Here is a 26,086-nt window from a genome sequence, read left to right as displayed (position 1 = left end):
ATGTGAGGATTTTGATGTTGCATTTCTGTATACATTCTTTCTCCCACAATATATTAATTCTTTGTTCTGGGCTATGATGTAGCAGGAATTTGATATGCCGAATAATTCTTATCAAGGATTATTCGGTTTTTTATGCTTTAATTAAAACAATAGATATATGGATAATAATATTGACAAAAATTTGTATGCTGAATCTATGATAAAGGCATTACGAGTAGATTTTCTTGCTAATAGCGAGGAATTGAGATTATATGCAACTTCTATCTATAATGCTTCAATATGGAGCAGAGAAGTAGACAAAAAAAATAAAGCCATTCTCAAAAGGAATAGGGCTTTAAAATAGAAAGGGAGAATCTGCCAGCACGACCAAGCATTGATTCTCCCAAATCTTACACGATTATGATGCAAATATACTATTTACTTTTAAAATAATCGTGTTATGGAACTGAATTTTGATAGAATTATTCGCTTAAAAAAGATTAGAATCAAGAAATCAGAACTTTCCGAAGAAGAGAATGCAATATCTACGCCTATTCTATCTGATAAAAGCCTTATTTATGAAATCTATAAGATATTCGCTGAGATACTCAACGAAAGAGATTGTCCCCCATGCCTCGAAAATGTCACCCAAAGAAAGAAGTTCATCTTTATTATTCTATACTTGTTTTCACCCAGTACACTTGCCGGTGGAAAGACTGTTTATGGGATAAGAGGGGAAATTGCAAAGGTTGTTGGCATTCAATCTGAAAGTACAATTTCCAACAACTGCGAAGATGTTGTGTTTCTGTATCAAAATTACGGTGATTTTAGCGAGGATATAGACTATCTTTACACAGAAATTATAAATCGTTTGAAATTCAAAGGGCTAATCAATTAATGTGCCGGAGCACTTAACTCCGGCATACTTTGTTTACCAATACCTTAACCAAAATTCATTAAAGATGTCACTTTGAGTATCCGGAGCCCCATTATCTTGAAGTTCGGTTAATGGGATAAGTTCGAAATCATGCAATTGACATATTTCTCTAATAGGTTTCAGGTATTTCTCTTCTTCATGACATGTTATCAACCAGTAGTGCTTAATAACATCTTCATCGTTAGCATAGTCTCTATTAAATTTTTTCTTATATACTTCTAGTTGACACCTAGAAGCTCCATCTTCGTCTGTTGCATTATGAATAGGAGAATACGCCTTATTTTCTATTAATATGGCATGTTTCTCCTTTTGCTCATTGATAGTTAAAACTACATTAACCCATAAATCTATATTATAGCATTGCTTTTCAACCTTGACAGATTCTATATTAGTCAAATTATCAATATTTCTATGAAGTAATTTTCCCAAAATGGCACGCGAGTATTCATATAGTAGAGAATCTGCTGTACTGCATGAATTTTGGGCCATTCTTAGCGTCCATGATATAACGTAATCCATAATGGTTTCCAGCTTCCCGTCTTTGTCAATCGTGTCATCACGCATAAATTTTGAGATTTTACTTTCCATATATTATTCTCCTTTCTCTATTTTTATTTTCTTTCCGCAATGAGGACAGGTGATAGTGTTATCAGCTTTTTCTTCTCCTATTAATTCTGTTATAGATACATTCAAAGCATCAGCAATCTTTAGAATATTATCCAGTGATGGCGAAGATTTGCCGGTTACGATATTACTAACAGCCACCTTTGAAATGCCTACTTGTTCTGCAAGCCATGCAGAAGTAACACCTCTCTCATTCATTGTTTCTTTTATTTTCAATTCCATAAACTATACTTTATTTTGATTACTCTACAAAGTAATGCAAACTTTATCAAACAGCCTAATATTAATAAAGTCCAATTTATTAAATATTCTTAATTAATAAATAAAACTTTATCATATATATTATATTTAATAAAGTTTACTTTATCTTTGCATCATCAAAAACGAAGTAATAACAATTAAAAAATATACGATTATGGCAACAAAAATGAGTGATAAGGTAAAAGGTGAATTGATTACTAGAATCATGGTTGAAATGAAATCAGCAGCTATATTACAAAATAAACCTTTTGATGAAGGTGTTTTCTTCGACCTCATATTTATGAACGATAAAGAGCTATTGAAAGTTTCAAAACTTTGCGGTATTAAACAATAGTATTAACCAGCAGGGCAAAAGCCCTGCGTAACACAGAAGATTATGAAAAGCAAAAATACTTGGTTTGTATACATACAAGAGATAGTTGGCAACAAAGAGTGTCTAATAGCATCAAATCTCACGCAGATTGAGGCGCAAGAATTATGCGATGAGTATCGCAGAACCCTTGAAAGAAACAGCCCGAATGAATATGCCTCTTATGGCGAGATTAATCATGACGCTTACATTGCGAAAAGATTGGGTTTGGTTTAATCCGGTAGCCTTCGGGCTACCACAATACACACGATTATGGCAACATCAGTAATTAAACAAAGAACAATAGAAAAGTTCATCATGTCAGAATTTGTACAAGGCAACTTAAATACAAAAGAGCAAGTAAGCTGTATGCTTATTCTGATCCAAAAGAAGTTGAATATGTCAGTAGAGCAAGCGAGTGACTTTATGAGAAATGCAATTGGTATTAAGGCTTAAATATACGATTATGACAAAACAAGAACTTGAAAACAACATGACTAAGGTAGCAGGTATACCGGTTGAAATAACAGTCAGAGGCAAACGCTCTTTTACTTTCTCTTTTGAGGGTAAGAATGAAACAGCAGCAAAGAAGATACAGCAATACTTTGCACCCGTATCGCTTGAATACGACTACGATGAAGAATGTGATCTGACTTGTTTATATATGAATCTTTAATAACACTCTTATGAAAATAGGTACAATACAGGTGCAGATTTATGCCCCTAAATTTTTGGCCTGCCAGCCTGATTTAAACAATCTACCTTTTGCTACAGATGAACGTAATAAAGATAGAGTATTCACCGAAGAAGAATATCACCGCATTTTTAAGAGTTACCCGTATCCATTTGTAGACGGTGTTTATGTACACCATTTCAAATCAAATGGTTATGATTGTTATACTAAGTACATATTTATCGAACAAATAAATTAAACGATTATGAACTCAATAAACAAAAACGGCTGCAGTGTATGCACCCCTGGTAAAGAGAACTACTGTACCTACAACGCTAAGTTGAAAGGCAAGAGAGTGAGAATGTACCAGTATGACTACCGTACTGAAAGTGGTGAATTATTTACCTGTTGCGCGGCAACCTTAGAAAAGTGCAGAGAAAAACGTGATAAGTGGCTTAGTTTACAACAATAAGACAGTTGTTGTGTATCAGACTAAGATAAATTTCGTTATCTTTGGTTGTGATAGTACCTTTGAAGTGAATATTTAAAATATGAAGAGCAGATATGAAATATTAGCCAAAGATAAAGGATATTATGTCGATTCACAAGGCAATGCCTTTTCTGCACGCGGTAAAAAAGTCGGTACGCGTGGCAGTGACCCGTATATGTATATTGGCATAAGGGTGAGTGAAACGAAAGTTATCAAGGTCTATGTACATAGATTGCAGGCTTATCAAAAATTTGGTGATGCTATTTTTGACAAAGGCATTGAAGTTAGACATTTAAATGGTGATTCTTTTGATAATTCGTATGAGAATATAGCAATAGGTACACCGTTTGAAAATGCGATGGATAAGGCTAAAGAAACAAGAATGCGCTGCGCTAAAAAAGCATCAGAGGCAATTAAAAAATACTCAGATGAATTAGCACAACAGATTCAATTAGAATACTCAAAGGGTTCTAATTATAGAGAGCTTATGAAAAAATATTCGATAAGTAGCAAAGGCACATTGAATTATATACTTAAAAGAAATATATCGCGGAATGGAGCAGTTGGTTAGCTTACCGCTTTGACTTGGCGGTGGTCACAGGTTCGAGTCCTGTTTCCGCAACTACTTAATTATTAATTTAAAAGACACGATTATGAACATTCTAACGCTTAGTATTAAGCAAATATATTTCGATGAAATTTTGGCTGGTAAGAAAACGCACGAATACCGCGAAATCAGACCTACCAATGCAAAAAAGTACATAACCTACTTATGTGGTGGTAAAGAATATAAAGCTGATGAAGAACTTCCCGAAGAGGGTGAAATCGAGTTAAAGCCTATCAAGTACGATGCTATTAAATTTCTCACTGGTGAGTACAAAGGCAAACGACCTTATGCTATTGTAGAGGTTAAAGGTGCAGAAGCTTCGATCCTTACCAATGAAGATGGTAACGATATTGTCTACGAACACCAAGGCGAAGAATACCTTACAGCCCAAATGGACTATACTTTAGGCGAGGTATTAGAGAAACATATAGATTGATTGTTTAATTTAAAAATTATTGCTGAGTCGCAAGAAGAGTAAACAGAGTAGCCGGACCGCGCAGAAATATGAATGGCGCAGGTGCTGGTGGTAGATTAGTTGCTAATCGTAGGGGTACGGCAAGTGCCACCCAGTTAGGTTCACGTAGACAACGTTACGGTGATCTTCGTGTTTCATTTGGATTATCTGGTGGTTAGCTATGAATAAAGTAGAGCAAGCGAACCGGTATATAGACCTCATTCGGGTAAAATCGAATGAGGCTTTACTGTTTTTATCCTTGGGTAAAGATTCGCTTGTCTTACTTGATTTAATCTATCCAAAGTTTGATCGGATCGTTTGTGTGTTTATGTACTTCGTCAAAGACTTGGAGCACATAAACCGATGGATTGGCTGGACTAAAGCCAAATATCCAAAGATTGAGTTTGTGCAAGCGCCTCACTGGAATCTTACTTACATTCTTCGTGGCGGGTTGTATTGTGTCCCTAATCCAAAGGTGAAGCTGCTGAAACTTGCTGATGTGGTAAAAGCTATGCAACTTGCCCATGGAGTTTATTACACGTTCTTGGGGATGAAGAAAGCCGATGGCATGAATAGACGTTTGATGCTGAAAGGGTATGAAGCTAACGGATATGAGAACAACGGCTTATGTTATCCTTTGGCTGACTGGACGCAAATGGATATTCTTGCATACATGAGACAACATGGATTGCCAGAACCAGTTAGATATTCTTTAAAAGCCAGTTCAGGAGTGGGTTTTAATCTTGATTGTATGCTTTGGTTAAAAGAGAACTATCCGCAGGATTTACAACGAATCTATCGGGTATTTCCTATGAGTGAAAGAATTTTATTTGAGTATAATAATAAAAAACAAATAGCCGAGTCAGAAATAGAAGAAGAGGAAGAATGAAAAGTGCTGCCGATATAGGCGTACAAACCAATCGTTTGAGTAATGCTGCAGCTGGTAATCCAGGAAGGCAGGCAAGAATTAACAGTATTGGCGGTGCCATGTATCGTAACCTTAGCCGTTTAAATTATGCAAGAAACGGAAGCGTGTACCAACAATATTCAAGGTCTGCTCGTCAAGGACGCAGTGGTGGATTAGGTTTAAGTAACGGATAACATGGAACTAAGTAAGTACATAAAGAGCGAATCGGTAGAACTAAATCGTTCTGCCATTCACTTTGCAAATTATAATCCTCGAAAACTTTCCGATGAATCACGAAAGACATTAAAACGTGGTATCAAGAAATTCGGGTTGGTCGGTGGAATTGTCGTGAACAAGCGTACTGGATTGACCGTAGTCAGCGGACATCAGCGTTTGTCTGTCATGGATGAATTGCAGAAGTTCCCCGATAACGATTACCGCATCCGGGTCGATGTGATAGACGTGGACGAAAAACAGGAGAAGGAACTAAATATTCTGATGAATAACCCAAATGCACAAGGTACCTGGGATTTCGACGCTCTTGCGCAGATTGTTCCTGATATTGATTGGAAAGACGCAGGTCTGACTGATGCTGACCTAAACATGATTGGTGTTGATTATCTGTTGCAGACTGAAGAAGAAAGCTCCATTGCTGATGCTTTGTCTGATATGATGTCACCTGTCACCGAACAGAAAGAAGCCGATAAAGCCGCCAAACAGTTGGAACGTGCCGAAAAAGTAGCCCACATGAAAGAAGTCAAGCAACAAGTCAAGGAGAACGCACAAAAGCAAGCCGAGAATATGGATGCTTATGTAATGTTATCCTTTGATTCCTATAAAGCTAAAGCGGCTTTCTGCAAACGGTTCGGTTATGATCCGGATATGAAGTTTATCAAGGGGGAAGTCTTTGATGAGCAAATTGAAAGAATAGATTAATAACTTAAAATTAGGAGGAAAGCCGAGTCAGAAGAAGAAAGACGGTGAAACAACTCGAAAATCAATATGAAAGATTGAGAAACAGTGAGCACATGCTTGGAAGAAATGCTTTAAGGAATGAGTTGAGAGTACGAAACGCTTTTATCAATACAAGAAGCAGGATGGAAAAAACAACCTCGAGCAGGGGATTAAGTAACGGATAAATTTATGAATAATAGTGAATCTCAAAATACAAAAGGTCGTGGAGGAAGAAAGCCTAAGTTTGACTATACAAATAAAGACTTTCTTTCTCTCATAGAATCGTATGCAAAAAAGGGATTCACAGATAAGGAAATTGCTTTTGCTGTAGGATTGGCCCCACAGACATTTTGTGAGAAGAAAAGTCAGTACTCTGAATTAAGTGAAGTATTAACGCGCGGGCGAGCGACCATAACTGCAACAGTCCGGGCAAAGTTCCTAGCTATGGCTTTGGGGGGTGTCAAGACGAAAAGTACCACTATACGAAAGATAAAGGATAGGGACGGAAATCTGACAGGTGAAGAAGAAGTTCAAGTTGTAGAAGGTGAGCTGGCTCCCAGTTTGCAGGCGCAGTCTGTTTGGCTCTACCATTACGATGAAGATTGGAGAAAGGTTGAACGTAAGCAGGATGAAGAAGCTGACATTCCTACCGACATAAAACACGGTATCAGTATTGATTCCTGGATTAAAGATAAACTGAAATGATAGAACCCCAAGCGATATATCACCCCCTTTACACCGATAATGAGAAATTCATTATCCTTATCACTGGCGGTCGTGGATGTGAAACACCCACGCAAGAAGTAATAATGTCTGATTTGACGGTAAAGCAAATCAAGGATATTAAAGTAGGCGATTTTGTCATGGGTGATGATGGATGCCCACGAAAGGTAATTGGGACGATGCGAGGACAAAGTGAAATGTTTCGTGTCCAGCAAACAAGTGCGGAAGATTATTTTGTGAATGATGCGCATATAATAAGCTTAAGAAAGAGTGGAGATTCAATTAGAGATGGAAGATATACCGCTTATCCTGAGTTTTTGGATATGCGCATTACCGACTTTGTGAATCAAAGTAAGCGTTTCAGAGACCGTTTCCGTGGCTATAAATCAAACTCAATACCATACATTGAAAAATATGTGAACATTGAGCCTTATCTTCTTGGTGTGTGGTTGGGTGATGGAACAAGCATGTTTCCTCAAGTAACAACCGCTGATTTTGAGATAAAAGACTATTTGCGAGAATATGCGGATAGAAATAATATGAGATTAGCCATAAATGGGATAAGAGGAAATGCCATAACTTATAGACTTGCAAAGAACGGAGGTCTGACAAATCCATTAATGGACACTCTGCGTGAATATAATTTGATTAGTAATAAGCATATTCCACAAGATTATATATCAAATAGCGAAAATGTAAGGCTTGATTTGCTTGCAGGACTTATAGATACGGATGGTTGTATGCTTAGGAATGGGTATGAGATTATTCAAAAGAATGAGAAACTTGCAAAGCAAATAAAATATGTTGCCGACACACTTGGGTTTAGGACAAGTATCAATAAAAAGCTGGCAAGATGTAATGGTAAGGATTGCGGTTTTGTATATCGTGTTTTCATAAACGGAGATGTATGGAGAATCCCGTGCAAGATATCAAGGAAGAAAATCAATAAAGACGAAGTGCGTAAAAATAAGGATTGGCATCTATCTCAGCTTTCAATAGAGTCAGTTGGCATGGGCGATTGGTGTGGTATCTGTCTTGATGGAAATCAACGCTATTTGCACTCAGATGGCACTGTGACACATAATTCGGGGAAATCCTTCAATGCTTCCACCTTCATTGAACGTCTGACCTTTGAAATGACGGAAGCCGAAAAGATAGTGCATCAGGTTCTCTACACCCGTTACACGATGGTTTCCGCTGGTATGTCTATCATCCCGGAAATGATGGAGAAGATAGAACTAGACGGAACAACTAAGTATTTCAAGACTACCAAGACGGATATAGTCAATAAAATGACTAATAGCCGTATCATGTTTCGAGGCATCAAGACTTCTTCCGGTAATCAGACGGCAAAACTAAAATCTATTCAGGGGATTACTACTTTCGTCTGTGATGAAGCGGAAGAGTGGACGAATGAAGAAGAATTTGATAAGATAATGCTCTCCATCCGTAAAAAGGGGATTCAGAACCGGATTATCATCATAATGAACCCCTGCGACTCTAATCACTTCATTTATAAAAAGTACATCGAGAATACTCACAAGCTCGTAGAGATTGACGGTGTGCAAGTTCAGGTTTCTACCCATCCGAATGTACTTCATATTCACACTACCTACTTTGACAACTTAGAGAACCTTTCTCCTGAGTTCCTTCGGGAAGTGCAGGAAATGAAAGAGAAGAATCCTGAAAAGTATGCTCACGTGGTTATCGGTCGTTGGGCTGACGTGGCAGAGGGTGCTGTATTCAAGAAGTGGGGTATTATTGACGAATTCCCGCAGGAATGCAAAAAAGTCGGTTTAGGTCTTGACTTTGGTTTCACCAATGATCCAACGGCAGCAATTCGGTGTGGAGTTATTGATAATCGCCTATATCTTGATGAAGTAGACTATCGAACTGGACTGCTGTCATCCGACATTGTTAAATCTATACGCCCTTGGGGATTAAAAACTATAGCTGATAGTGCAGACCCAAGAACCATTCAAGAGATTCATAACGGAGGTGTGAGGATATATGCTGTAAGTAAATACCCCGGTTCTGTTGTAGCGGGTATAGATAAGATGAAGGAGTATGAAATATACATAACCAAACGTTCGTATAACTTACAAAGAGAGTATAGAAAATATGTATGGGCAAAGGATAAAGACGGAAACTATATCAACGAGCCGGAAGACCATGATAATCACGGAATAGATGCCGCTCGTTACTGGGTTTTGGGTGAGCTTCTTGGTAAGATAATAAAGTCACAAAAAGTTTCAAAAGAAGAATTAGGAATTTGGTAAATTTACAGACTATGAATTATATACAGGAATTATTAACACTATTCAGGAATAAGGCCCTTAACTCAATGGGTGTTGAGAGAGACATATTCCAACTTATAAAGGATGGTGATATTAGTACAGCCATCGCTCTGATGCAGAATAGGGAGGATGAAGTGGATATCGCTTTAAGTGAGTACAAGCCGGAACTTCACAAGGTTATGAAGCGTCCTAATAAGTTCAGAAAGAACAAAGACCCGTATATCAGCGAGAAGCTTCCCCGGAACAGGCAGCAATTCATCAATGAAGTAGAATTATTCTTTCTTCTTGGTAAACCGATTAAGTGGGAAAAGAAAAACGGCAATGATGATGTTTATCAGATGTTTCTTGACTTCATTGATAAAACGAGGTTTAATGTCACCATGCGCAAAGTAAAGAGGCTTGCCGGAGCGGAAACAGAGAGTGCAAAGCTTTATCATCTATACAGGAACGAAAGTAACCAGGCAGAAGTCAAGGTGGTTGTGCTGGCCCGCTCCACAGGGTATAAACTAAGACCTTTGTTTGACCAGTTTGGCACATTGGTTGCCTTTGCTTTCGGGTATTCCGTTAAATCATCAGGTAAGTCCGTGCAACATTGGGATATTCAAACTAAAGACTTTTATTTCAACTGTAAAAAGGGAACAGTGGGATGGGAAGTGGAGACTTACCAGAACCCTACTGGAAAGATAAACATTATATTCTATCAGCAGGAAAAGGCTTGGATGGGTGTGCAACATCGGGCAGAAAGAGAGGAAATGCTTGATTCTAAAACCGGAGATATCAATAACTATTTCTCTGATCCTATGGCAGCAGCTACAGCAGATGTTATCGAAAACTTAAAAGATCCGGATGCAATAGGTACATTGATTCAGTACTATGGGAAAGATTCTAAGTTTGAATACATAGACCCTCCTCTTTCTTCTGAAACACGTGAAGCCGAGAAGAAAGATTTGAAATCATCTATCCTCGAAGACTCCCTTACCCCTGATATGTCTTTTGAAGGAATGAAAGGTATGGGTACTCTTTCGGGAGAAGCCATAAAGAGGGCTTTGATTATCGGCTATATCAAGCGGTTGAAGAATCTTGAGATATATGACATCTTGGTTGACCGAGAAGTAAAGGTTATTATATCAGTATTGAAATTCCTTCATCCAGATAAAGCGAAGCTCCTTGACGAGTTGGTTGTCTCGTTTGAGTTTCAAGAACCATTTGAAGAAGACAGACAAACTCGGTGGTCATCTATTGGTAGTGCTTATTCCAATGGAATAATATCATTGAATACCGCTGTTAGGCTCTTGGGTATAACTGATAAGCCAGATGAAGAGGTAGAAAAGATTCTAAGAGAAGCGGCAGAAAAGAAAAAAATCAGTGAAAAAGAACATCAGCCGACATCTTAGTCATAAAAATTACGAGGGTTATAATTTTCTAATAGGATAAATAGAACATTTTAATCATGGGAAAGAAGAAAGGTTCAAAGAAAAAAGGTAAAGGCTGTTAGGCCTTCTTTTGGATAGCGGTGATTCGATAGAGTTGCCGTTATTTTTTGTTTATTGGCTAAAATTCATCTCGCAAAAGTTGCTCAACTGATAAACTTTTACTATCTTTGCTACATGAACAGAAAGATAATAGCATACGAAAACTACTATAAAGATTTTTTTGACACCTTGAACAAAGGTGCGCAAGAAAAGGTATTATACGGTTTACTCATGTTAAAGACCGTAGACAGGCTATCTGCTAAATATGTGAAGTCTATTAAAGACGGCCTGTTTGAGTTAAGAATTGAGTGGCAAAGTAATATTTATCGGATTTTCTTCTGTTTTGATGAAGGACAGATTGTGATTTTATTCAATGGCTTTCAGAAGAAAACACAGAAAACGCCCGATAAAGAAATAGATAAAGCATTAAAATTAAAGAAAGAATATTATGAGCGAAAAAGAACTAAAGATGTTTGATGTCGATGCGCAATTAGATGCCGCATTCGGCAAAGAAGGAACCCCGGAGCGTAAAGCTGCTGAGGATAGAGCTAATGCTTTCTTTACAGGTCAACTAATTGAGGAAGCCAGAAAGAAAGCTAATATGACACAGGCGGAACTTGCTGCAAAGATCGGAACTAATAAGTCTTATATTTCCCGTGTTGAAACAGGAAGAACGGAACCAAAAGTTTCTACTTTTTATCGTATCGCTTCCGCATTGGGATTGACAGTTGAGTTAACTCCAGCTATGTGATGGCTAAGATAGAAAATGAGGTAGAACATGATGCAATCTGTCAAAGAATAGAAGAACTTCTTCCTTTGACAGATGATGAAACTCCATTGACTGATCCGAGATTGATAGAGTTAAGGATTCTATCTGAGTTGGTTATTGAGTATGAAGAGGAACATTATTCGATTAAAAAAAACTGAAATCAACAAATAAGAAAAGTAACTGAAATTTATATTTACGATAAAATTACTATGGAAAAGAAATATCAAGTGTTTGTTAGCTCAACATACGAGGATTTACAGGAAGAACGTAAAAAAGTGATGGAGGCTCTTCTACAAATGAATTGTTTTCCTGTCGGAATGGAATATTTTAATGCTTCTGATTCATCACAATGGGAGGTTATAAAGAGCCTCATTCGGGAGTGTGACTACTATGTTCTTATAGTTGCAGGTCGTTATGGTTCTATTGAAGAAGAATCAGGGAAGAGCTATACCCAAAAGGAGTTTGAATATGCAATTGAGCAAGGAGTTCCAGTCATTTCGTTTGTGCATAAGAATCCCGAATCTTTGCCTGGCACCAAAATAGAGCAAGAACAATCTAAACGTTATAAGCTAGAAAATTTTAAATTATGTGTAAAAAAGAAGTCTTGTAAATTTTGGAGTAATGCTGATGAATTGGCGTCCCAAGTAGTGTTAGGATTAAATAATGAGATAAAAATCCATCCTCGTATAGGATGGGTTAAAGCAGATGAAGTTTCTTCTGCTGAAGCGAATAAAGAATTGCTTCAACTTAAAAAAGAAAAAGATTATTTATTGTCTAGGATTAAGGAAATAGATGCAAGTGCACCAGTTGATATTGAGGATTTAGAACATGGTGAGGATAAATTTGATGTAGCGTATTTTCATAGTGAAGACCCGTTTGATTGCAGCTGTTTAAATGTAGGGTATTATACTATTGAAGAAACATGGAACAAATTGTTTCTGTATTTATCTGATAGTTTGTTAACACCAAAGTCTAAAGAGCAAATTATGGAAATATTGCATTCTAAATTAAACTTAGGTGGCTTTGATACAATAGATGATGAATGTTTTCAGACAATCTTAATTCAACTCATGTCTCTCGGGTTGATAGAAACAGATTTGTTAAAAACTGATGGACCGTATTCCTATTGGATATTAACTCCATACGGAAGAAAAGAGATGGTTAGATTAAGAGTTCGAAGGAGAAATAAATAGTTTTATCTAAGTATAGGCGTGATTCCATTGGTTTCACGCCTTTTTTATTCTACTTCTTCACAATCTCTTCTTAGTAAATTCTTAACCATCCAATAATCTCCCTTTCACCCACTTACTCACTACTTTTATACCGTATTCACAACAATAGTCAACTTGTTGTGAATGGAATGTCTAAATATTAACTAATTATCTGTATTGGTGGTATTTTTACTTTCACAAATTAAACTTCTAACAAATTAATATTTATACAATATGAAAGAAAAGATTTTCAATGCTTTAAAACAAGAGTATAAAGCCCTTGGGTTAAGTGATGAAATTTTGCAGGGACACGCCAATGCACTTGCAGCAATAGGACTTGTAACTGACGAAAACCTTAGTGTTGTCGTTGCCGCTCAAAAAGATTTTTTGACAGGTCTTCAAAGCGGAATTGACAAACGAGTAACAACAGCACGTGAAAAGGCATTAGCTGACGCTAAAAAGACCGAAGACGAAGCGAAAGCAGAAGCCGAGAGAAAGAAAGCTGAGGAAGATGCCAAGAAAGCCGCTGAAAACAAGGACAAACCGGAATGGCAAAAGGAGATGGACAAACGCTTCGAAGAGTTCTCGAAGAAAGAGGTCGAGCGCGAGAAGGAATTCAAGGCTTTGCAAGAAAAATACGAAGCTCTTGAGAAGGAAAAAGCCGAGTCTGCCAGAGCCAATACGATTTTGTCTAAAGCCAAAGAGTTAGGTATCCCCGAATGGCGTATCAAAGAGGGGTTTGCTATTTCTGCAGAAGCGGATGAAGCAGCAATCAACTCACACCTTACTACAGTCGCAACAAACCTAAAGACGGCAAATTTACCAAGCAATAGACTGGGACACGTCCTTGATGACGGAAAACCGTCTAAGGAACAGATTTCAGACATTGCAAATTCTTTAATCCATTAAAAATTGAAAGATGACAAAAGTGAATCTAAACAATGAACCGAACGAGATTATCACAGGAAATGATAACATCGTTATTGCTAAATACCTTGACGGTATTGACGGTGGGCGTTCTTTGGATGTGACCGGTTATCCATTGAAGGTAATTAAGGCTGGTGTTCCTGCCATTACTGATGGTGCCGGGACATACAAACCTATGCCCCTTAATGCAGAAGGAACTGCATTTGCGGCACTTCCTGAAGGATATTCCTATGCAGGTATTATTAAAGGTACTATCCGTACTGCAAAACCTTTTGCTGCAATCATGACACGAGGTAGAGTTAATCCGGCAGCAGCTCCGTACCCTTACAATGCTATTTTGGATGCGTTGAAAGCAGCGTTGCCTTTGGTTGAATTTAGAAAAGACGAGGAAGCATAATGGAAAAATCATTTTATTTCGAGTACGCTCAAAAGTTCTTTCCTCAGTTGGTGTTATCCATTGTTGAGAAGATAAATGAAAGAAACAAGACTAAGCAGACTTATATGTATAAAAATCTGCTTAATCCAGATTTCTCTGCTGATGGGAAGTGGGCCAGCATATTAGCTGATTACAGCCGTGTGGCTGCCGATGTTGTATCTTTAGATTCAGAACTTCCGCTGAAAAAGCGTGATTCTCTTTCCACTGCCACAGGTGATATTCCCAAGTTGGGAATGAAACTTTACCTGACTGAAAAGCAGATGAAGGATATTGATAATATGATTGCACAGGGACTTTCAGTGAATCTTATTATCAATAAAATCTTTGCTGATACCCCACGATGTCTTGAAGGTGTTTGGGAGCGTATTGAAGATATGTTCTTGTCCGGCCTTTCTACTGGTGTTGCTCTATCAACGAGAAATAACGGAACCGGGATTAGGTTATCTTATGGGTATAAGGATGAAAATCAGTTTGGTGTTGCTGCTTTGTGGAGTAGTGCAGATGCTAAAGTTGTGGATGATATCAAACGTGTAATGGATAAGGCAGACGAAGACAGCAATACCATTACTGACGTTTGGGCTGATGATACTTGGCTGAATGCTTTCTATACCAATCAGCAGGCTAGAGAACAATGGGCCTTTATCAATAAGTTTGTCGGCACCTCTGTTCCGGCCTTGGACTTGGATTCTGCCACTGAAACTTTAAAGAAGAAGTTTAGTATTACCCTCCATCGTATTAACCGCAAGATCAAGACTGAGATTAATGGCGTACGCCAGTCTCACAAACCCTGGAAGGATGGTACGGCCGTATTTACTTGTGATGAAAAGTTAGGCTCTTTGGTATGGACCACACTTGCAGAAAAGACAAGACCGGTTGCCGGGGTAGTCTATCAGGAAGCTGATGACTTCATTTTATTGTCTAAGTATGCGAAGAACGATCCTCTTCAGGAATTTACTTCTTCTCAGGCTATGGTAGTTCCTGTAATCGACAATGTTGATAGAATTTATTGTATGGACTCTAAAACTGTACAGGCATGAAAGTAATAGTGACTAGTGTTTTCCGCGATAAATTCACTCATCGGTTATATAACTGTGGAGATTCCTTTGACATCAAGGATGAAGCCCGTGTACAGGACTTGGAAAGTCGCAAACTCGCTAAACGGGTCGAAGTTCCCGAAGAAAAGAAAGAGGTTAAAATCTCCCTCTTTGAAAAGGAATTTGAGAAAAAGGGTTTGGTTGATGCGTTGAAGGGTATCGGTGTTCAAGTGACTGGAAACATGGGGGAGAAAACTCTTCTTGATAAGGTTGCCGAACTTGACGAAGAAGCAAATTCCAAACTAAAAATTGCTCTTGGTATTGAGTAAAAGGTCAGGGTGTGGGAGACTACACCCTGACAAATGTATAATTTATAAATCAAGAAAAGATGAAAAAGTTTATTTGTTTTCTGTTTTGCTCGTTTATGATGCTGTTTACATCTCTAGGTGTGCAAGCGTCCAGTTTCAGTGAATCAATCCCGTCTAAGTCTGTAGATGCGCCTATTAGCTTTGTTGATACGCCTACTGTTCAAGCTGGTGTCATTTCTATTGCTCCGATGAACGTTCTTGCGATAAATATCGCTCCACCTCTATGCAGTATTGAAATTATAACCATTGAGAACAAACCAACCGTAGTGCCTAAATGTCCGTTCCGATATCTATACAGGTCAAAGTATTGCACGCATTATAGTAATACTTCCTATAGCCGACTGATTACACCATATTAACATGAAAGCAAGAGACTACATAAAACAAAAGTTCCAAACCTTCGGCATTAACTTGTCGGAGGCTGACCTTTTGGATATGTGTCTGAACTCGAAGATAAGCGGAGAGGATGAAATGAATGAGGATAACCGCATGCGGGTGTCGGTGGCTATCGCAAAGTTCATCCCCTCTCTCCTACTCCGTGCCACTTCAATCAGCGAAAGTGGTTTCTCTATGTCTTGGAATATCCAGGGAATTAAGGATTACTATACAGTATTATGCCGTGAGTATGATTTACCCAATGCGTTAGGGAATAGGATTAAAGTACTTGATATAGCAGATTATTTATGATACAGTTCAGACCTCATATATTGCAATACCAAGTAAACACTGGAGGTTACGAAGATAATAACGGTGATTATCATCCCGGTACATCTTCATTTGAAGGTAGCATTCCCTGCCGATATGAACCGAACGGGAAAGCCAATACAATAGCCTTCGAAGATGGGAAGACTTATGTGTATCAGTATGTAGTCTATTTGAATCAGGACTGTAGAGAGTTCAAATGTGGCGATATTATCCGACTTCTGAATAATGGGGCTATTGTAGCTGAAAAGCAGGTTCAAGGATTCCACAGAGGGCAACTAAATGCAAAGTTATGGCTATAAGAATTACTACATCAATGAGTGAAATTGACGCTTTGATTAAAGCAGAAACTGAACGGGTAGATAAAATAGCTATTCAGGCTCTCTCAAATTTGGGTGATATGTGTGTCGCTGAAGCTAGAGATAGAGCACAAGAAGAAAGCTGGTTCAATCAAACTGGTAATCTAAGAAGTTCTGTAGGTTATGTGGTTGTCGCTCATGGTCGTATTGTTAAAAGCTCTGATTTTGGAACTGTACTTCATGGCTCGGAAGGTTCAAGGGCGGGAAAGGCTTTGGCTGAAGAACGTGCGAAGAAGTATTCAAACGGTTATGCTCTTATCGTTGTTGCTGGAATGAACTATGCCGAACTTGTAGAAGCCAGAGACAATAAATCTGTTCTTGCATCTGCTGAACTATTAGCACATGCAGAATTTTACAATGTGATGGAGAAACTTAGAAATCAAGTTGCGAAATGAAATCGGATATAGAAATAAAGGACGCGATTTATGCGGTTATAAAAGGCTCTTCTTTAGAAAAAGCTGTTACCGGGAAGTTGAAGAAAACAAAACGCCCTACCAGCTCTGATAAAGAGGATATTGTCATTTCCATTCTCGACAACGGTAGTGGTCAGATGCAAAAGGCTTTTGTTAACGTGAATATATATGTTCCTGATTATATCCGGGACGGTCAAGCAGAAGAGAATACCATCCGATTGCGCGAGCTTTGCAAGATGTCTTATGAACTTCTGTTTAATTGCCGAGGTGCTGGCTTTCGGGTTGATTCCAAAGGCTCCAAACAGCGTGTATTAGAAGTGAGCGGTAAAGACGAGCACTTCATCAATAATAAATTATTAATTCAAATATCTAACGAATAAAAGATTATGGCACAATTATCATGGGGTAAACCCTCAATTGAATTCGGTAAGTGCGGTGCTGATGGCGCTGCACCTACGACATGGACTAAGTTACCGTATGATCCGGTAGAAAACTCTACAAAGTTGACACCTACCAAAGGTGAGAAGAAAGAAGCTAAAGTCGAAGGCGGTGAGAATGAAGCTGTTAAGTATGCAAAGAACACTTATACGTTTGAGTTCGAAATTCGTGCTGCTAAAGGACGTACTAAGCCTATTGAAGACGAAGATGGGGTAGTCGCAGATGAGTATGCTTTCCGTTTGACACCGGAGAATCCTGAATGTGAAGGGTTCTTGATTGAACGCTCTACTGTGTCAGTAGAAGATACATTTGACACGGCTGAAGGTAAGAAGTGGAAGTATACGGCTGATGTCTTGAAACCAGCTACGGGTAATCAAGTAAAACCATATACAGCACCTACTGCTCCAGAGGGTTGAGAATATTGTTTTTAAAAGAGTGCTTTCAACAGCACTCTTTAATTATTCAGCATTATGAAAGATAAAGAATTGCTTGAAATGAACATTGCTGATACCATCATTGAGAGACCTATTGGTTTCAATATTGGTAGTCAGCAATTTTACCTATATCCTCCTACGTTGGGGATGACTTATCACCTTGCAGGATTGTTCAAGAGTTTGGGAGCTGATGCTAGATTGGTATCTACTAATCCATATTTGGAAGCCATTCGATTATGTACTGAAAAGAAAGAGGTCGTTTGCCGAATACTGTCTAACTTTACGTTCAACCGGAAGGAGGATGTCTTTGATAGTGTTAAGATAGAGGCGCGGACAAAAGAGTTTTCAGAATTGGAAGTGGAGGAGCTTGCTACCATGTTTACAATCGTTCTATCCGGAGATAATACAGAAGAGTTTATCAAGTTCTTCGGGATAGATAAAGAACGCTTAGAGCGTAACAGAATAGCTGCAGTTAAGAAAGATAATAATAGTATTACTTTCGGGGGCAATAGTACCTATGGAACATTGATAGACTTTGCCTGTCAGCGTTACGGATGGACGATGGATTATGTCGTATGGGGAATCAGCTATGCCAATTTAAAGATGCTCATGGCTGATGCTATCACTACTATTTATTTGAGTGAGGATGAACGAAAACTACTTGGAAAAGGTGCAGGAGAAGTGATAAATGCAGATGATCCGAGAAATAGGGAACTAGTCAGGGAGATGATTAGAGAGTAAATAAGAAGCCGGAGAAATCCGGCTTCTTATTTTTTGTCTACGAGTTGTATTTTATATTGAGTTTTTCTTTTGTCAGTGCTTCTATTTCATTGATGGCATTGTGGGCATCTTTTTCTATCTCATTTCGCTTCGGAACGAATTGATTTATTATGTTATTGTAATCATTGTATATATGTATGCTATCAACATTCTCATTTCTAAATTTCAAAATATTATCAGCACATAATGCGCATGAATCTAGCATAGTTATAGTTAGCTTATATAGAGGGAGGATTTTATTAAATGTTTGGTGCATCTTTGCAACCCATTCTTCGTCATCTTTTTCAGAGTAAATGGATATTTTTCCTAATAGGTGTGATGATTCCCCAAATCTAAATTGTAAATCGCTAAGCTTATTCCTTATTTTTTCAGAACTAGGGGAGATCGTGTTTGTGACAGAAATATCTTTAATATTGTATTCAACCAACAATCGAACGCTAAGATTAAAATCAATTACTGCTTCCTTGAATTGGATAAATTTGTCTTGCTTTTTGTATGAAATATCTCTAATCTCTGATTTGATGTTTTCAATAAGTTCAGTAACTTTTTTGAGATCTTCTTGTGTAGCCAATTGCTTTCCTTTTTCTTGCTCATATGCAATTCCACGCGAATCTTCTTTATCTGCAACATGTTCTCCTTTCTTTTTTACATATGATTGTCCAAATAATAAGATTAAGCCTAAAACTAACTCTCCTATTATCAGGATTATACCTATTATCAAAATTCCAATATTCATCATTCATTCCTCCATCTTAATTTTAGTACTCTATTTAATTAATTCAGCTTCTAATAGATAGCTATTAGGCTTTAGCTTCATTTGATAATACTTTATATTTCGACCTTTCAAAGAGTTTTTTACCAGTTCTTTGTCGGATTCAGCCATTCGAAGACCAAAATATATCCCAGTGACAGATTCGGGTGATATTTCAAATAAGCCAGAGGAATATAAAGTTATTCTAATTTCTTCTTCACGTTCCCATGCCATTGATTTAGTAGCAATTATGCATTTTACAAATTGTGCATCATTTTCTAAATAATTAATTATACTATTTATTGAAAATTCTGGGGTATCATTATTATATTGAACTTCAAAAGTACTTTGCAAGAGTCCATCTGGAAAAGATTTTTGTAGCTGTTCAAAATCATATTCAATACAAAAACCTTTGTGTCCATTAGCGTAATATGCCCATAGTAATTCATTAAAGACTGTTTTGCTTAAAGAGAATATTCCCAATTTAGTTCTAGCTTGTGCTATTATCTTTGCATAATTATCTTTTGCTATATTTATAGGAAGTCCACTTTTCTCTATGAGGTTAAAAACTTCATATATCTTACTATCATTGACCATAGTTTCAGCTGGATCGTTAAGATTCTGTACGGTTGGCGCATATATTTGATTATTGACAAGAGTCAACAAATCTCTATATATATCAGCTCTATATTTATATAATTTCATAGTATTAGTGTTTTATTGAACGCTCGCACTGGTCGGCAAACTGGGTGCGGGCGTTTGGTGAGTTTGTTACTTTTTCAGTGTGCGATATATTCGTATATTAATGTCCAAAATGAAAGGTAATATATATCTGTATTTTTTCTTAGGTTGTTCTTCTGGAACAAAAGCTATTCTTTTGTACTCTTTGCTGAAATCTGTTGTTTGCTCAATATAGTTCTCTTCGCATTTTTTGTTATAAAGTTCTCTATCTTCTGAAGTAGCTAATAATTCAATGCGGATATTTTTTAATAGAGAGTAGTTTTCGACAAGACGTTTGAATTTCGTTATTCCATTACCCGATAAGCAATTATAGAATATCCATATTAACTCATACCTTGATAATTGCGCTCTTACTATACTAGTATATTTGTAACGTATTTCAGTGTTGTTAGGCAATAAATCTGTTTCATCGACAAATTTAATTATTCGGTATAAGTGTCTAAAATAGTGGTCAAAATATGGAACGATATATGAATTCTCGTAAATCTCTTTTCCTTTTGCATAGATTAATCCTTTCATACCTTTATAGGAATGCCAGGTATCGTCAAAATACAAGCGCTGTTTAGCTTCTTCAAAAGCATACCTAAAGAGCTCTCGTCCAATTATTGATCGTTGTTCTTTTGATTCTTGTGTAGTTGGTCCTGAAATGTCACCGTCTATTCTCGTTATTGCATCTTTTTCGTAAGAGAAATATAAGTCTTTAACTATTTCTTGTTGTAAGCTTAACATCTGAAAAAAGGTGTTTTCAAAACGAGTAATTTTAGAATCTTGCCTTTGGATTATTAAGGCCCAAAGAACACCAAAGAAAGCTAGCGCTGAGAATAGTGCATTTATCGCCCCTGCACTATCTCCAAATTGTCCAGTTCTTGTGAGGGTGTCGTTGTTGCAATCTGTTGGAACTTCTCCATATATCCATGTTGCAACATCTTTTGAGAAGTACATTGCTAAACAATATAAAACTAATATGCCTAACAATATTAAAGGTATTCTAAATCGTTTCATAGTATTTTTACTTTTATTGTATTATTCCTTCATCTTAAACTTCTTCCCACAGTTGGGGCAGGTGACAGTGTTTTGCATTATATTAAAAATCTTCTTTTATTCGTTCCATTGAAATAATACGGGTAGTAAGTAATTCAACATCATTCCGAGAGTATTCACCTTTGATCATTTCGATTTCTCTTTTAATTTCTAATATTTCCTTTTCTTTTGATACTATTATATAGTTTATGTATTTAGGTTCAAAACTCAATCCTAAATCATCTGTGATATAGCTATTAAATCCACCTTTAATAAATGAATCATTACCAAAACGAAACATAGAATTGGGTTCGGAAAATTTAGCTCTTGATGGAATGTACCTCCACTCTCTTTCATCATAAAAACGTTTAGTCTTTACCTGTTTTTGCTTGTGGTTATATTGTTCTCCTTCATAAGGTTTGATATAAGCACATTGATAAAAAAGATTGGTAATATATGGCTGTATGTTACTATTTATACAGTTTTCTTTATCTCTTAAATCAAGCAAAAATTTGAGGTTTTCTTTTAAAGTATTAATCAGTTCAATATTATCATTAATATATAGTATTGGATTAACATTATTCTGAATAGCCCATTTTTTTGTTATCCCTATGGCGTATTCCCCATACCATGATGTGTGTTCTTTTATTTGGGATAAAGGAATATCACAAAAACATACCATAGGAATATTCCAATTGGGGTATTCATCTGTAAAGTAAGCCCTTTCATTACAATAATTTGGTCGGAAATTACTTTTTAATATGCTCGTAAGATTCTCTTTACTTTTTGTGAAATGAAACAAAGTATTTGCGCTGAGTACACTCATAATCGTGCTTTTATGTGTTAATACTTCTACAAATCAACATACAAAACCACACAAAAGCAAATTTATCCCTACTTTTCTTTGATTTCATCCACATTTTTTCTAATTCGACTATCGTGGTGGCTTTGTTATGTTAGCTTTATTAATTGTATTACAAAAACAAATGTGACTATCAATGTCGAAATAATGGTAAACAAAGAACGCCATGTTGTTTTGCTAATCCTTTTCCCATGATTTTGTATCTCTTTCTGTGATTTGCTCATTATTGCACTTTCAAAACGGCTTTTCTCCATCATTTCGTAATCAACAAAGACCAAATTTAGCATATTAAAAATGGGTAGTAAAATCCACCATGGATTTGTCTGAGAATTTGGCATAGCTATAATTACGAAATATCCAGCAATTAGCATATTGTTGAAGGAGAAAAGTTTATCATGTATTCTATCATAATACCGGAGAATATCCCGTAATCCTTGCTTTTCTTGTTCTTTGAAGTTATTAATCATTTCATCAGCCTCTTTCAAGCTTTCCTCTATTTCTTCATTTGTCATAGTATCATCTTTATTGGACATATATTGATTGGCAGGCCTTTGCAGGCGTTGGGTGGACTGTTAAAATATTATTCCCATCCTTTAATTTGTCTATATCTTTTTATGTAAGTTGAGAGCGTAAGAGTTTTGTTATCTAAGCCATAATCACCTAAAATCTCTAAATCGACCCTTTCAGACCTATCTGTTTTATTTTTTGCTTTGGGGTCAAAATAGTAACTCTTGTTTTTTCTATTTCCGTGTTTTTGCAAATTTACTGTTTTAATGAAATATTCGTGAATTTTGAGTACTTGTAATGCAACTCTTCCACCGACTTCTGAATTAATCTCCTCTTTAACTTTTACTGCTAACTTTGATAATGTCAATATAATATCTGGAGCAGAAATTGGATTATTGCTATTGAAATTCTCACTTATGCATGTATCGCCCTTCTGGTATTGACATCGAAATCTATTTTTATATTTTATTTTTTTATTATTTTTCATGTTCTTCTAATTTTAAAGTTTCTCAGCCAGTTTCTTAATATCCTCTTTACTATTCACTACATGAGTATTGTCTCCTATACGGATAGCTCCCACTACTGCGTTAAATTGCATTATGTTAAATGAAATATTCACTAAATATTAGAATCTAACCTTTGCGCTTCAATATATATTTTGCCGCTTTCATCTCCTTCTTATCATCCCGATAATATGTAACATATCCCTCCATTTCACTACCACAATTTAAGAAGCAAAGAGAGTAGTTTCCCATCTCCATGTTTTTATTATCTTTTGATTTATACCAGACTACAAAAGTTAAATTGCAAAATTTGCCTTTAAAGTAATACTTTCTATTTTTAAAAATGCCATTTATCGTTTCTACTGTTCCAATAACATTCTTACCTAGTCGATGAATTATTATCTTCTCCTCGTAATTAGGGTCCTCGTAATCATCTCCAATAGGTCGTCCATATCATACTCCATTTATATTAACATCATCGGTAGAAAACAAATTGATAATATAACTTAGGGTAATCATAATAAAATTACGACATAAAAATATAATAAATGCAGATACTATTGTTGTGATTACATCAAACCCTAGTGAGGACAGAAAATTTTCCATAATCGTGTGTTTTAAATATTAAACAATACACAAATGTAGAAACAATATTTAACTAATCAACTATTTTCCTACTTTTCTTTGATTTCAGCCACAATTTTCTCCAATTCGACCATCGTGGTGACTTTGTAGAACTATGGTAGGTAAAGTAAAAGCCGGAGAAATCCGGCTTTAATTACTTTTATTATGTTATGAGAATTTGAACTAATTAGTGCAGTCTTCAATTGCTTTAACTTCTCCAATAAAAATACCTTCTATCACTGCTTCTTTATCATCTTTAGACCATCCAGTTAATTATAGAAAAGATTAGGGCACTTGATAATTTTAAAGATAATAAGGCTGAATTAATTTCCATAGGAAAGGATATGTCATGCTTACTTGAAGGAAACTTCAAAGATATGGATATTTTACATAAGCTTTTTAACAGTAGGAATTAAACAACATGCGCACGTCGTTAGATTGACGTGCGCATGTTCTATTTGAGTGTATTTTGAGAAAATGTTGCTTGAATCAAAGAAAAAAATAGTAAAAACTTGATTTTCTTCATAATTGTGTGTTTATTTGTGATTGTATAAACATTTCAAGAAACGCGATTAAATAATGATATAAATCAAGTACTATGATTTTCAATATTTACACATACCAATTTAAACCAATATATCAAGAACGTACCTTATTTTGCGATCCTGACTTGGAGGCTAAAAAAGCAATGGAGAAAAAGAATATTAAATTTGCTGAAGCTTTGAAAGATGTTATCTTTGCATACAGAAATAAAAAGCATAACGTTCACTTCATAGTTAAGACAAATGATTTTTTTATTTTTCAGATATCTAATCCAAGAAAAATTATCATAGAAAAGTCTTTTCAAGTGAGTGAAGAATTGAATGAGCCAAGTGCTTATGTAATTATACATAATGATAGAGAAGTACAACGAATGGCTATTCAGCAAGATTTATTAGCTTTTTCAGACACTAATGTTGTTGCTAGTATTATTGCAAATTCTGTGCGACAAGTATTACAGGATGCTTTTCTGCAAATCTCTATTAGAAGGGAGTATAGTAGAAGTGAGTTTTGGGATATTGTAAATGCGAATTCAGATCAAATCACAAGTATTAAGTTTAAATTTGATTATCCTAATTTACCTAGAGTAAGGTCGTTGATTCCTGAAATGCTGAAAAATGCAAGTGCACGAACAAGGAGTTCTACAACTACGCTTGAATTTGAAGCTGAAAAAGATAAAACTCTATATATCGATGAAAACGATAAGGATATTCAAGAGTTGAATAATGGTGCAGCTGATTGTGGATCAGAAGTTGCTATTGGACTCAAAGGATTTAGGAGGAAAATAAGAACAGGTCATACTACTAAGGAAATAGAATTGGATGAACTACAAATAATAGGAAATCCAAATGATATAAAAGACATTTTAAAGAGTATAGTTTGATGAATAGAGCTATAAAAATAATAGCATACTTAGCAATCGCATCATTATTGAGTTATTTGGCAAATAATGGTGATAGAGAGTTTATAAAAGGATTCTCTTCAAATATTATATCATTACTTACCACAATTCTAGCAATTAACATACCTACAAGTACCCTTATTATTTCAGAAATAAACAGGATAAAAGAAAAGATGGATATTCATTCTACGGCAACTTTTAATGAATTGAAGCATGGATTAATTATGCAAATAGTTGTTTTGGTATGCTTGTTCGTAATTCAAACTTTATGCGCCTTTCTTAAGAATAAAAATATCATTGAAGAATCAGTGATAAATATTGTTTCTGACTCTTTTGTAATCGCTGCATTTATATATTATCTTGAAGTAATATATGATTTAGGAATTGCACTATTTGATTTAATAACTTTCAAAGTTAAAGATAAGTAGTTAATTTGTATCAGCACAGATGCTTTTAAGTGTAAGGGGTGAGTGAATCACCCTTTATTGGTTATTATAATTGTAATGTCTCTACCGTTATTGTCTATACACTTGCGTGAAATAAGCACAACACGAATAGATGGAGTTTCCCATTTATAGAAGTCACTTAAACAATCGTCTTTACATGTTGCAGATGTATTAGCATCTGATTTAGAAGAAACATCGTTTCCTACATTCTCGGATAAAGAATTTGTGTATTTATCTATTTTATCCTTTAGTTTTGCTAAATCTGCGTCTTGTTTATTTTCTTTTTCAAGATAGTTTAAGACATAAATATAAGCCCCATCCTCTTCTTTGGATGGCACATTTGAACCGTATATATCTTTTATAGCAGAGTCAATATTATGATTTGTAGAGCAACCCCATAGCAGAGCAATACATAGTAATAGAAATGTTATTTTATTCATGTTCTTACTTTTTTTCTTGCAAAACTACCAAGAAATCTAATTACTCCCAATTATTTCACAACAATCTTTGTCTTGTTGCATATCAAACTATTTGAAAAGTTCTTTTTACATCACATTTGTCTACTTTTATCTCGAATCTTTCGTTGAAGTCTT

Annotated in this window: 40 protein-coding genes, 1 tRNA gene and 2 pseudogenes; 34 read left to right on the top strand and 9 right to left on the bottom strand. The window is 36.1% G+C overall.

Annotated features, from left to right (window positions below):
• The first annotated feature begins 157 nt into the window (after nucleotides 1-157).
• Nucleotides 158-343 carry a hypothetical protein gene (locus H8796_RS16195; protein WP_118299762.1) on the top strand — a complete coding sequence of 62 codons (186 nt, stop codon included), beginning with the start codon at nucleotides 158-160 and terminating at the stop codon, nucleotides 341-343.
• A 96-nt stretch (nucleotides 344-439) separates the two neighbouring features.
• A complete protein-coding gene (locus H8796_RS16190) occupies nucleotides 440-877 on the top strand; it encodes a hypothetical protein (RefSeq protein ID WP_118299761.1) in 438 nt (145 codons plus the stop codon).
• A gap of 33 nt (nucleotides 878-910) precedes the next feature.
• Here H8796_RS16190 and H8796_RS16185 read toward each other — a convergent pair whose 3' ends face one another.
• On the bottom strand, nucleotides 911-1,504 hold the full coding sequence (locus H8796_RS16185) for a hypothetical protein (protein ID WP_118299760.1): 594 nt from the start codon (nucleotides 1,502-1,504) through the stop codon (nucleotides 911-913).
• A 3-nt stretch (nucleotides 1,505-1,507) separates the two neighbouring features.
• Nucleotides 1,508-1,762: a helix-turn-helix domain-containing protein gene (locus tag H8796_RS16180; protein WP_118299759.1), complete on the bottom strand. Its 255-nt coding sequence runs from the start codon at nucleotides 1,760-1,762 to the stop codon at nucleotides 1,508-1,510.
• Nucleotides 1,763-1,955: 193 nt separating this feature from the next.
• Between H8796_RS16180 and H8796_RS16175 the strand changes: the two genes are divergently transcribed.
• The 30 genes and pseudogenes from H8796_RS16175 (at nucleotide 1,956) to H8796_RS16035 (ending at nucleotide 18,559) form a co-directional block, all read left to right on the top strand.
• The gene (locus H8796_RS16175; protein ID WP_118299758.1) at nucleotides 1,956-2,135 is read left to right on the top strand and encodes a hypothetical protein; all 180 of its coding nucleotides are present in this window, start codon (nucleotides 1,956-1,958) and stop codon (nucleotides 2,133-2,135) included.
• Between the two features lie 42 nt (nucleotides 2,136-2,177).
• A complete protein-coding gene (locus tag H8796_RS16170) occupies nucleotides 2,178-2,387 on the top strand; it encodes a hypothetical protein (RefSeq protein ID WP_118299757.1) in 210 nt (69 codons plus the stop codon).
• 36 nt (nucleotides 2,388-2,423) lie between these two features.
• Entirely contained in the window at nucleotides 2,424-2,606 is a 183-nt protein-coding gene (locus tag H8796_RS16165; RefSeq protein ID WP_118299756.1) for a hypothetical protein, read from the top strand.
• 10 nt (nucleotides 2,607-2,616) lie between these two features.
• A complete protein-coding gene (locus tag H8796_RS16160) occupies nucleotides 2,617-2,826 on the top strand; it encodes a hypothetical protein (protein WP_118161096.1) in 210 nt (69 codons plus the stop codon).
• Nucleotides 2,827-2,836: 10 nt separating this feature from the next.
• Nucleotides 2,837-3,082, top strand: coding sequence for a hypothetical protein (locus H8796_RS16155; protein ID WP_118299755.1), 246 nt, complete (start codon nucleotides 2,837-2,839; stop codon nucleotides 3,080-3,082).
• A gap of 6 nt (nucleotides 3,083-3,088) precedes the next feature.
• Nucleotides 3,089-3,295, top strand: a complete 207-nt coding sequence (locus H8796_RS16150) for a DUF3873 family protein (RefSeq protein ID WP_118299754.1) — start codon at nucleotides 3,089-3,091, stop codon at nucleotides 3,293-3,295.
• A 79-nt stretch (nucleotides 3,296-3,374) separates the two neighbouring features.
• Entirely contained in the window at nucleotides 3,375-3,884 is a 510-nt protein-coding gene (locus tag H8796_RS16145; RefSeq protein ID WP_118299753.1) for an HNH endonuclease, read from the top strand.
• A tRNA-Val gene (locus H8796_RS16140) sits at nucleotides 3,862-3,935 on the top strand. The genes H8796_RS16145 and H8796_RS16140 overlap by 23 nt, the downstream gene beginning before the upstream one ends.
• A gap of 31 nt (nucleotides 3,936-3,966) precedes the next feature.
• Complete coding sequence (locus H8796_RS16135; RefSeq protein WP_118299752.1) at nucleotides 3,967-4,356, top strand: ASCH domain-containing protein; 390 nt, start codon at nucleotides 3,967-3,969, stop codon at nucleotides 4,354-4,356.
• Between the two features lie 199 nt (nucleotides 4,357-4,555).
• On the top strand, nucleotides 4,556-5,263 hold the full coding sequence (locus H8796_RS16130) for a phosphoadenosine phosphosulfate reductase family protein (protein ID WP_118299751.1): 708 nt from the start codon (nucleotides 4,556-4,558) through the stop codon (nucleotides 5,261-5,263).
• A complete protein-coding gene (locus H8796_RS16125; RefSeq protein WP_055168021.1) occupies nucleotides 5,260-5,475 on the top strand; it encodes a hypothetical protein in 216 nt (71 codons plus the stop codon). The genes H8796_RS16130 and H8796_RS16125 overlap by 4 nt, the downstream gene beginning before the upstream one ends.
• A 1-nt stretch (nucleotide 5,476) precedes the next feature.
• On the top strand, nucleotides 5,477-6,217 hold the full coding sequence (locus H8796_RS16120; RefSeq protein ID WP_118299750.1) for a ParB N-terminal domain-containing protein: 741 nt from the start codon (nucleotides 5,477-5,479) through the stop codon (nucleotides 6,215-6,217).
• Between the two features lie 207 nt (nucleotides 6,218-6,424).
• Nucleotides 6,425-6,940, top strand: coding sequence for a hypothetical protein (locus H8796_RS16115; RefSeq protein ID WP_118299749.1), 516 nt, complete (start codon nucleotides 6,425-6,427; stop codon nucleotides 6,938-6,940).
• 50 nt (nucleotides 6,941-6,990) lie between these two features.
• Nucleotides 6,991-7,851 (top strand): annotated as a pseudogene (locus tag H8796_RS25450) (Hint domain-containing homing endonuclease); the annotation flags it as partial.
• A 192-nt stretch (nucleotides 7,852-8,043) separates the two neighbouring features.
• Nucleotides 8,044-9,237: pseudogene (locus tag H8796_RS25445) on the top strand (PBSX family phage terminase large subunit); the annotation flags it as partial.
• Nucleotides 9,238-9,248: 11 nt separating this feature from the next.
• Nucleotides 9,249-10,649 carry a phage portal protein gene (locus H8796_RS16105; RefSeq protein ID WP_055168039.1) on the top strand — a complete coding sequence of 467 codons (1,401 nt, stop codon included), beginning with the start codon at nucleotides 9,249-9,251 and terminating at the stop codon, nucleotides 10,647-10,649.
• A gap of 213 nt (nucleotides 10,650-10,862) precedes the next feature.
• Complete coding sequence (locus H8796_RS16100; protein WP_055168014.1) at nucleotides 10,863-11,204, top strand: type II toxin-antitoxin system RelE/ParE family toxin; 342 nt, start codon at nucleotides 10,863-10,865, stop codon at nucleotides 11,202-11,204.
• Nucleotides 11,176-11,478: a helix-turn-helix domain-containing protein gene (locus H8796_RS16095; RefSeq protein ID WP_055168012.1), complete on the top strand. Its 303-nt coding sequence runs from the start codon at nucleotides 11,176-11,178 to the stop codon at nucleotides 11,476-11,478. The genes H8796_RS16100 and H8796_RS16095 overlap by 29 nt, the downstream gene beginning before the upstream one ends.
• The gene (locus tag H8796_RS16090; RefSeq protein WP_118299747.1) at nucleotides 11,478-11,654 is read left to right on the top strand and encodes an XRE family transcriptional regulator; all 177 of its coding nucleotides are present in this window, start codon (nucleotides 11,478-11,480) and stop codon (nucleotides 11,652-11,654) included. Before H8796_RS16095 ends, H8796_RS16090 begins: the two co-directional genes overlap by 1 nt.
• 51 nt (nucleotides 11,655-11,705) lie before the next feature.
• Complete coding sequence (locus H8796_RS16085; RefSeq protein WP_118299746.1) at nucleotides 11,706-12,689, top strand: DUF4062 domain-containing protein; 984 nt, start codon at nucleotides 11,706-11,708, stop codon at nucleotides 12,687-12,689.
• 252 nt (nucleotides 12,690-12,941) lie between these two features.
• The gene (locus H8796_RS16080) at nucleotides 12,942-13,616 is read left to right on the top strand and encodes a hypothetical protein (RefSeq protein ID WP_118496667.1); all 675 of its coding nucleotides are present in this window, start codon (nucleotides 12,942-12,944) and stop codon (nucleotides 13,614-13,616) included.
• Nucleotides 13,617-13,626: 10 nt separating this feature from the next.
• Nucleotides 13,627-14,031, top strand: coding sequence for a hypothetical protein (locus H8796_RS16075; RefSeq protein ID WP_055168006.1), 405 nt, complete (start codon nucleotides 13,627-13,629; stop codon nucleotides 14,029-14,031).
• Complete coding sequence (locus tag H8796_RS16070) at nucleotides 14,031-15,107, top strand: major capsid protein (protein WP_118299744.1); 1,077 nt, start codon at nucleotides 14,031-14,033, stop codon at nucleotides 15,105-15,107. Before H8796_RS16075 ends, H8796_RS16070 begins: the two co-directional genes overlap by 1 nt.
• On the top strand, nucleotides 15,104-15,433 hold the full coding sequence (locus H8796_RS16065) for a hypothetical protein (protein WP_118299743.1): 330 nt from the start codon (nucleotides 15,104-15,106) through the stop codon (nucleotides 15,431-15,433). The genes H8796_RS16070 and H8796_RS16065 overlap by 4 nt, the downstream gene beginning before the upstream one ends.
• Before the next feature lie 399 nt (nucleotides 15,434-15,832).
• Entirely contained in the window at nucleotides 15,833-16,159 is a 327-nt protein-coding gene (locus H8796_RS16060; protein ID WP_055167998.1) for a DUF6706 family protein, read from the top strand.
• Entirely contained in the window at nucleotides 16,156-16,476 is a 321-nt protein-coding gene (locus tag H8796_RS16055; RefSeq protein WP_118299741.1) for a hypothetical protein, read from the top strand. The genes H8796_RS16060 and H8796_RS16055 overlap by 4 nt, the downstream gene beginning before the upstream one ends.
• Nucleotides 16,467-16,928 carry a hypothetical protein gene (locus tag H8796_RS16050; protein WP_118299740.1) on the top strand — a complete coding sequence of 154 codons (462 nt, stop codon included), beginning with the start codon at nucleotides 16,467-16,469 and terminating at the stop codon, nucleotides 16,926-16,928. Before H8796_RS16055 ends, H8796_RS16050 begins: the two co-directional genes overlap by 10 nt.
• Nucleotides 16,925-17,326, top strand: a complete 402-nt coding sequence (locus tag H8796_RS16045; protein WP_118299739.1) for a hypothetical protein — start codon at nucleotides 16,925-16,927, stop codon at nucleotides 17,324-17,326. Before H8796_RS16050 ends, H8796_RS16045 begins: the two co-directional genes overlap by 4 nt.
• A 6-nt stretch (nucleotides 17,327-17,332) precedes the next feature.
• Nucleotides 17,333-17,800 (top strand): hypothetical protein, encoded by a 468-nt coding sequence (locus H8796_RS16040; protein ID WP_118299738.1) that lies wholly within the window; start codon nucleotides 17,333-17,335, stop codon nucleotides 17,798-17,800.
• 54 nt (nucleotides 17,801-17,854) lie between these two features.
• A complete protein-coding gene (locus H8796_RS16035; RefSeq protein WP_118299737.1) occupies nucleotides 17,855-18,559 on the top strand; it encodes a hypothetical protein in 705 nt (234 codons plus the stop codon).
• A gap of 37 nt (nucleotides 18,560-18,596) precedes the next feature.
• On the opposite strand, the gene H8796_RS16030 is transcribed toward H8796_RS16035, so the two are convergent.
• The 6 genes from H8796_RS16030 to H8796_RS16005 all read right to left on the bottom strand — a co-directional run bounded on the left by H8796_RS16030 (nucleotide 18,597) and on the right by H8796_RS16005 (nucleotide 22,966).
• Nucleotides 18,597-19,337, bottom strand: a complete 741-nt coding sequence (locus tag H8796_RS16030; protein ID WP_118299736.1) for a hypothetical protein — start codon at nucleotides 19,335-19,337, stop codon at nucleotides 18,597-18,599.
• 27 nt (nucleotides 19,338-19,364) lie between these two features.
• The gene (locus H8796_RS16025) at nucleotides 19,365-20,054 is read right to left on the bottom strand and encodes a DUF2971 domain-containing protein (protein WP_118299735.1); all 690 of its coding nucleotides are present in this window, start codon (nucleotides 20,052-20,054) and stop codon (nucleotides 19,365-19,367) included.
• 66 nt (nucleotides 20,055-20,120) lie between these two features.
• Complete coding sequence (locus H8796_RS16020) at nucleotides 20,121-21,092, bottom strand: putative phage abortive infection protein (RefSeq protein ID WP_118299734.1); 972 nt, start codon at nucleotides 21,090-21,092, stop codon at nucleotides 20,121-20,123.
• 82 nt (nucleotides 21,093-21,174) lie between these two features.
• Entirely contained in the window at nucleotides 21,175-21,936 is a 762-nt protein-coding gene (locus H8796_RS16015; RefSeq protein ID WP_118299733.1) for an abortive infection system antitoxin AbiGi family protein, read from the bottom strand.
• A gap of 125 nt (nucleotides 21,937-22,061) precedes the next feature.
• Complete coding sequence (locus H8796_RS16010; protein WP_134856068.1) at nucleotides 22,062-22,484, bottom strand: hypothetical protein; 423 nt, start codon at nucleotides 22,482-22,484, stop codon at nucleotides 22,062-22,064.
• Between the two features lie 68 nt (nucleotides 22,485-22,552).
• Nucleotides 22,553-22,966: a hypothetical protein gene (locus tag H8796_RS16005; RefSeq protein WP_118299731.1), complete on the bottom strand. Its 414-nt coding sequence runs from the start codon at nucleotides 22,964-22,966 to the stop codon at nucleotides 22,553-22,555.
• Nucleotides 22,967-24,204: 1,238 nt separating this feature from the next.
• Between H8796_RS16005 and H8796_RS16000 the strand changes: the two genes are divergently transcribed.
• Nucleotides 24,205-25,029, top strand: a complete 825-nt coding sequence (locus H8796_RS16000) for a hypothetical protein (RefSeq protein ID WP_118299730.1) — start codon at nucleotides 24,205-24,207, stop codon at nucleotides 25,027-25,029.
• Nucleotides 25,029-25,475, top strand: coding sequence for a hypothetical protein (locus H8796_RS15995; RefSeq protein WP_055167975.1), 447 nt, complete (start codon nucleotides 25,029-25,031; stop codon nucleotides 25,473-25,475). Before H8796_RS16000 ends, H8796_RS15995 begins: the two co-directional genes overlap by 1 nt.
• A gap of 47 nt (nucleotides 25,476-25,522) precedes the next feature.
• Here the strand turns inward: H8796_RS15995 and H8796_RS15990 are convergent, their stop codons facing one another.
• A complete protein-coding gene (locus tag H8796_RS15990) occupies nucleotides 25,523-25,933 on the bottom strand; it encodes a hypothetical protein (RefSeq protein ID WP_055167973.1) in 411 nt (136 codons plus the stop codon).
• Nucleotides 25,934-26,086: the final 153 nt, after the last annotated feature.

Source organism: Bacteroides sp. M10 (genome assembly GCF_014334015.1).
GTDB lineage: Bacteria > Bacteroidota > Bacteroidia > Bacteroidales > Bacteroidaceae > Bacteroides > Bacteroides intestinigallinarum.
The sequence above is the reverse complement of the archived record's forward strand: the minus strand, read 5'-3'. Positions and strand labels throughout refer to the sequence as shown.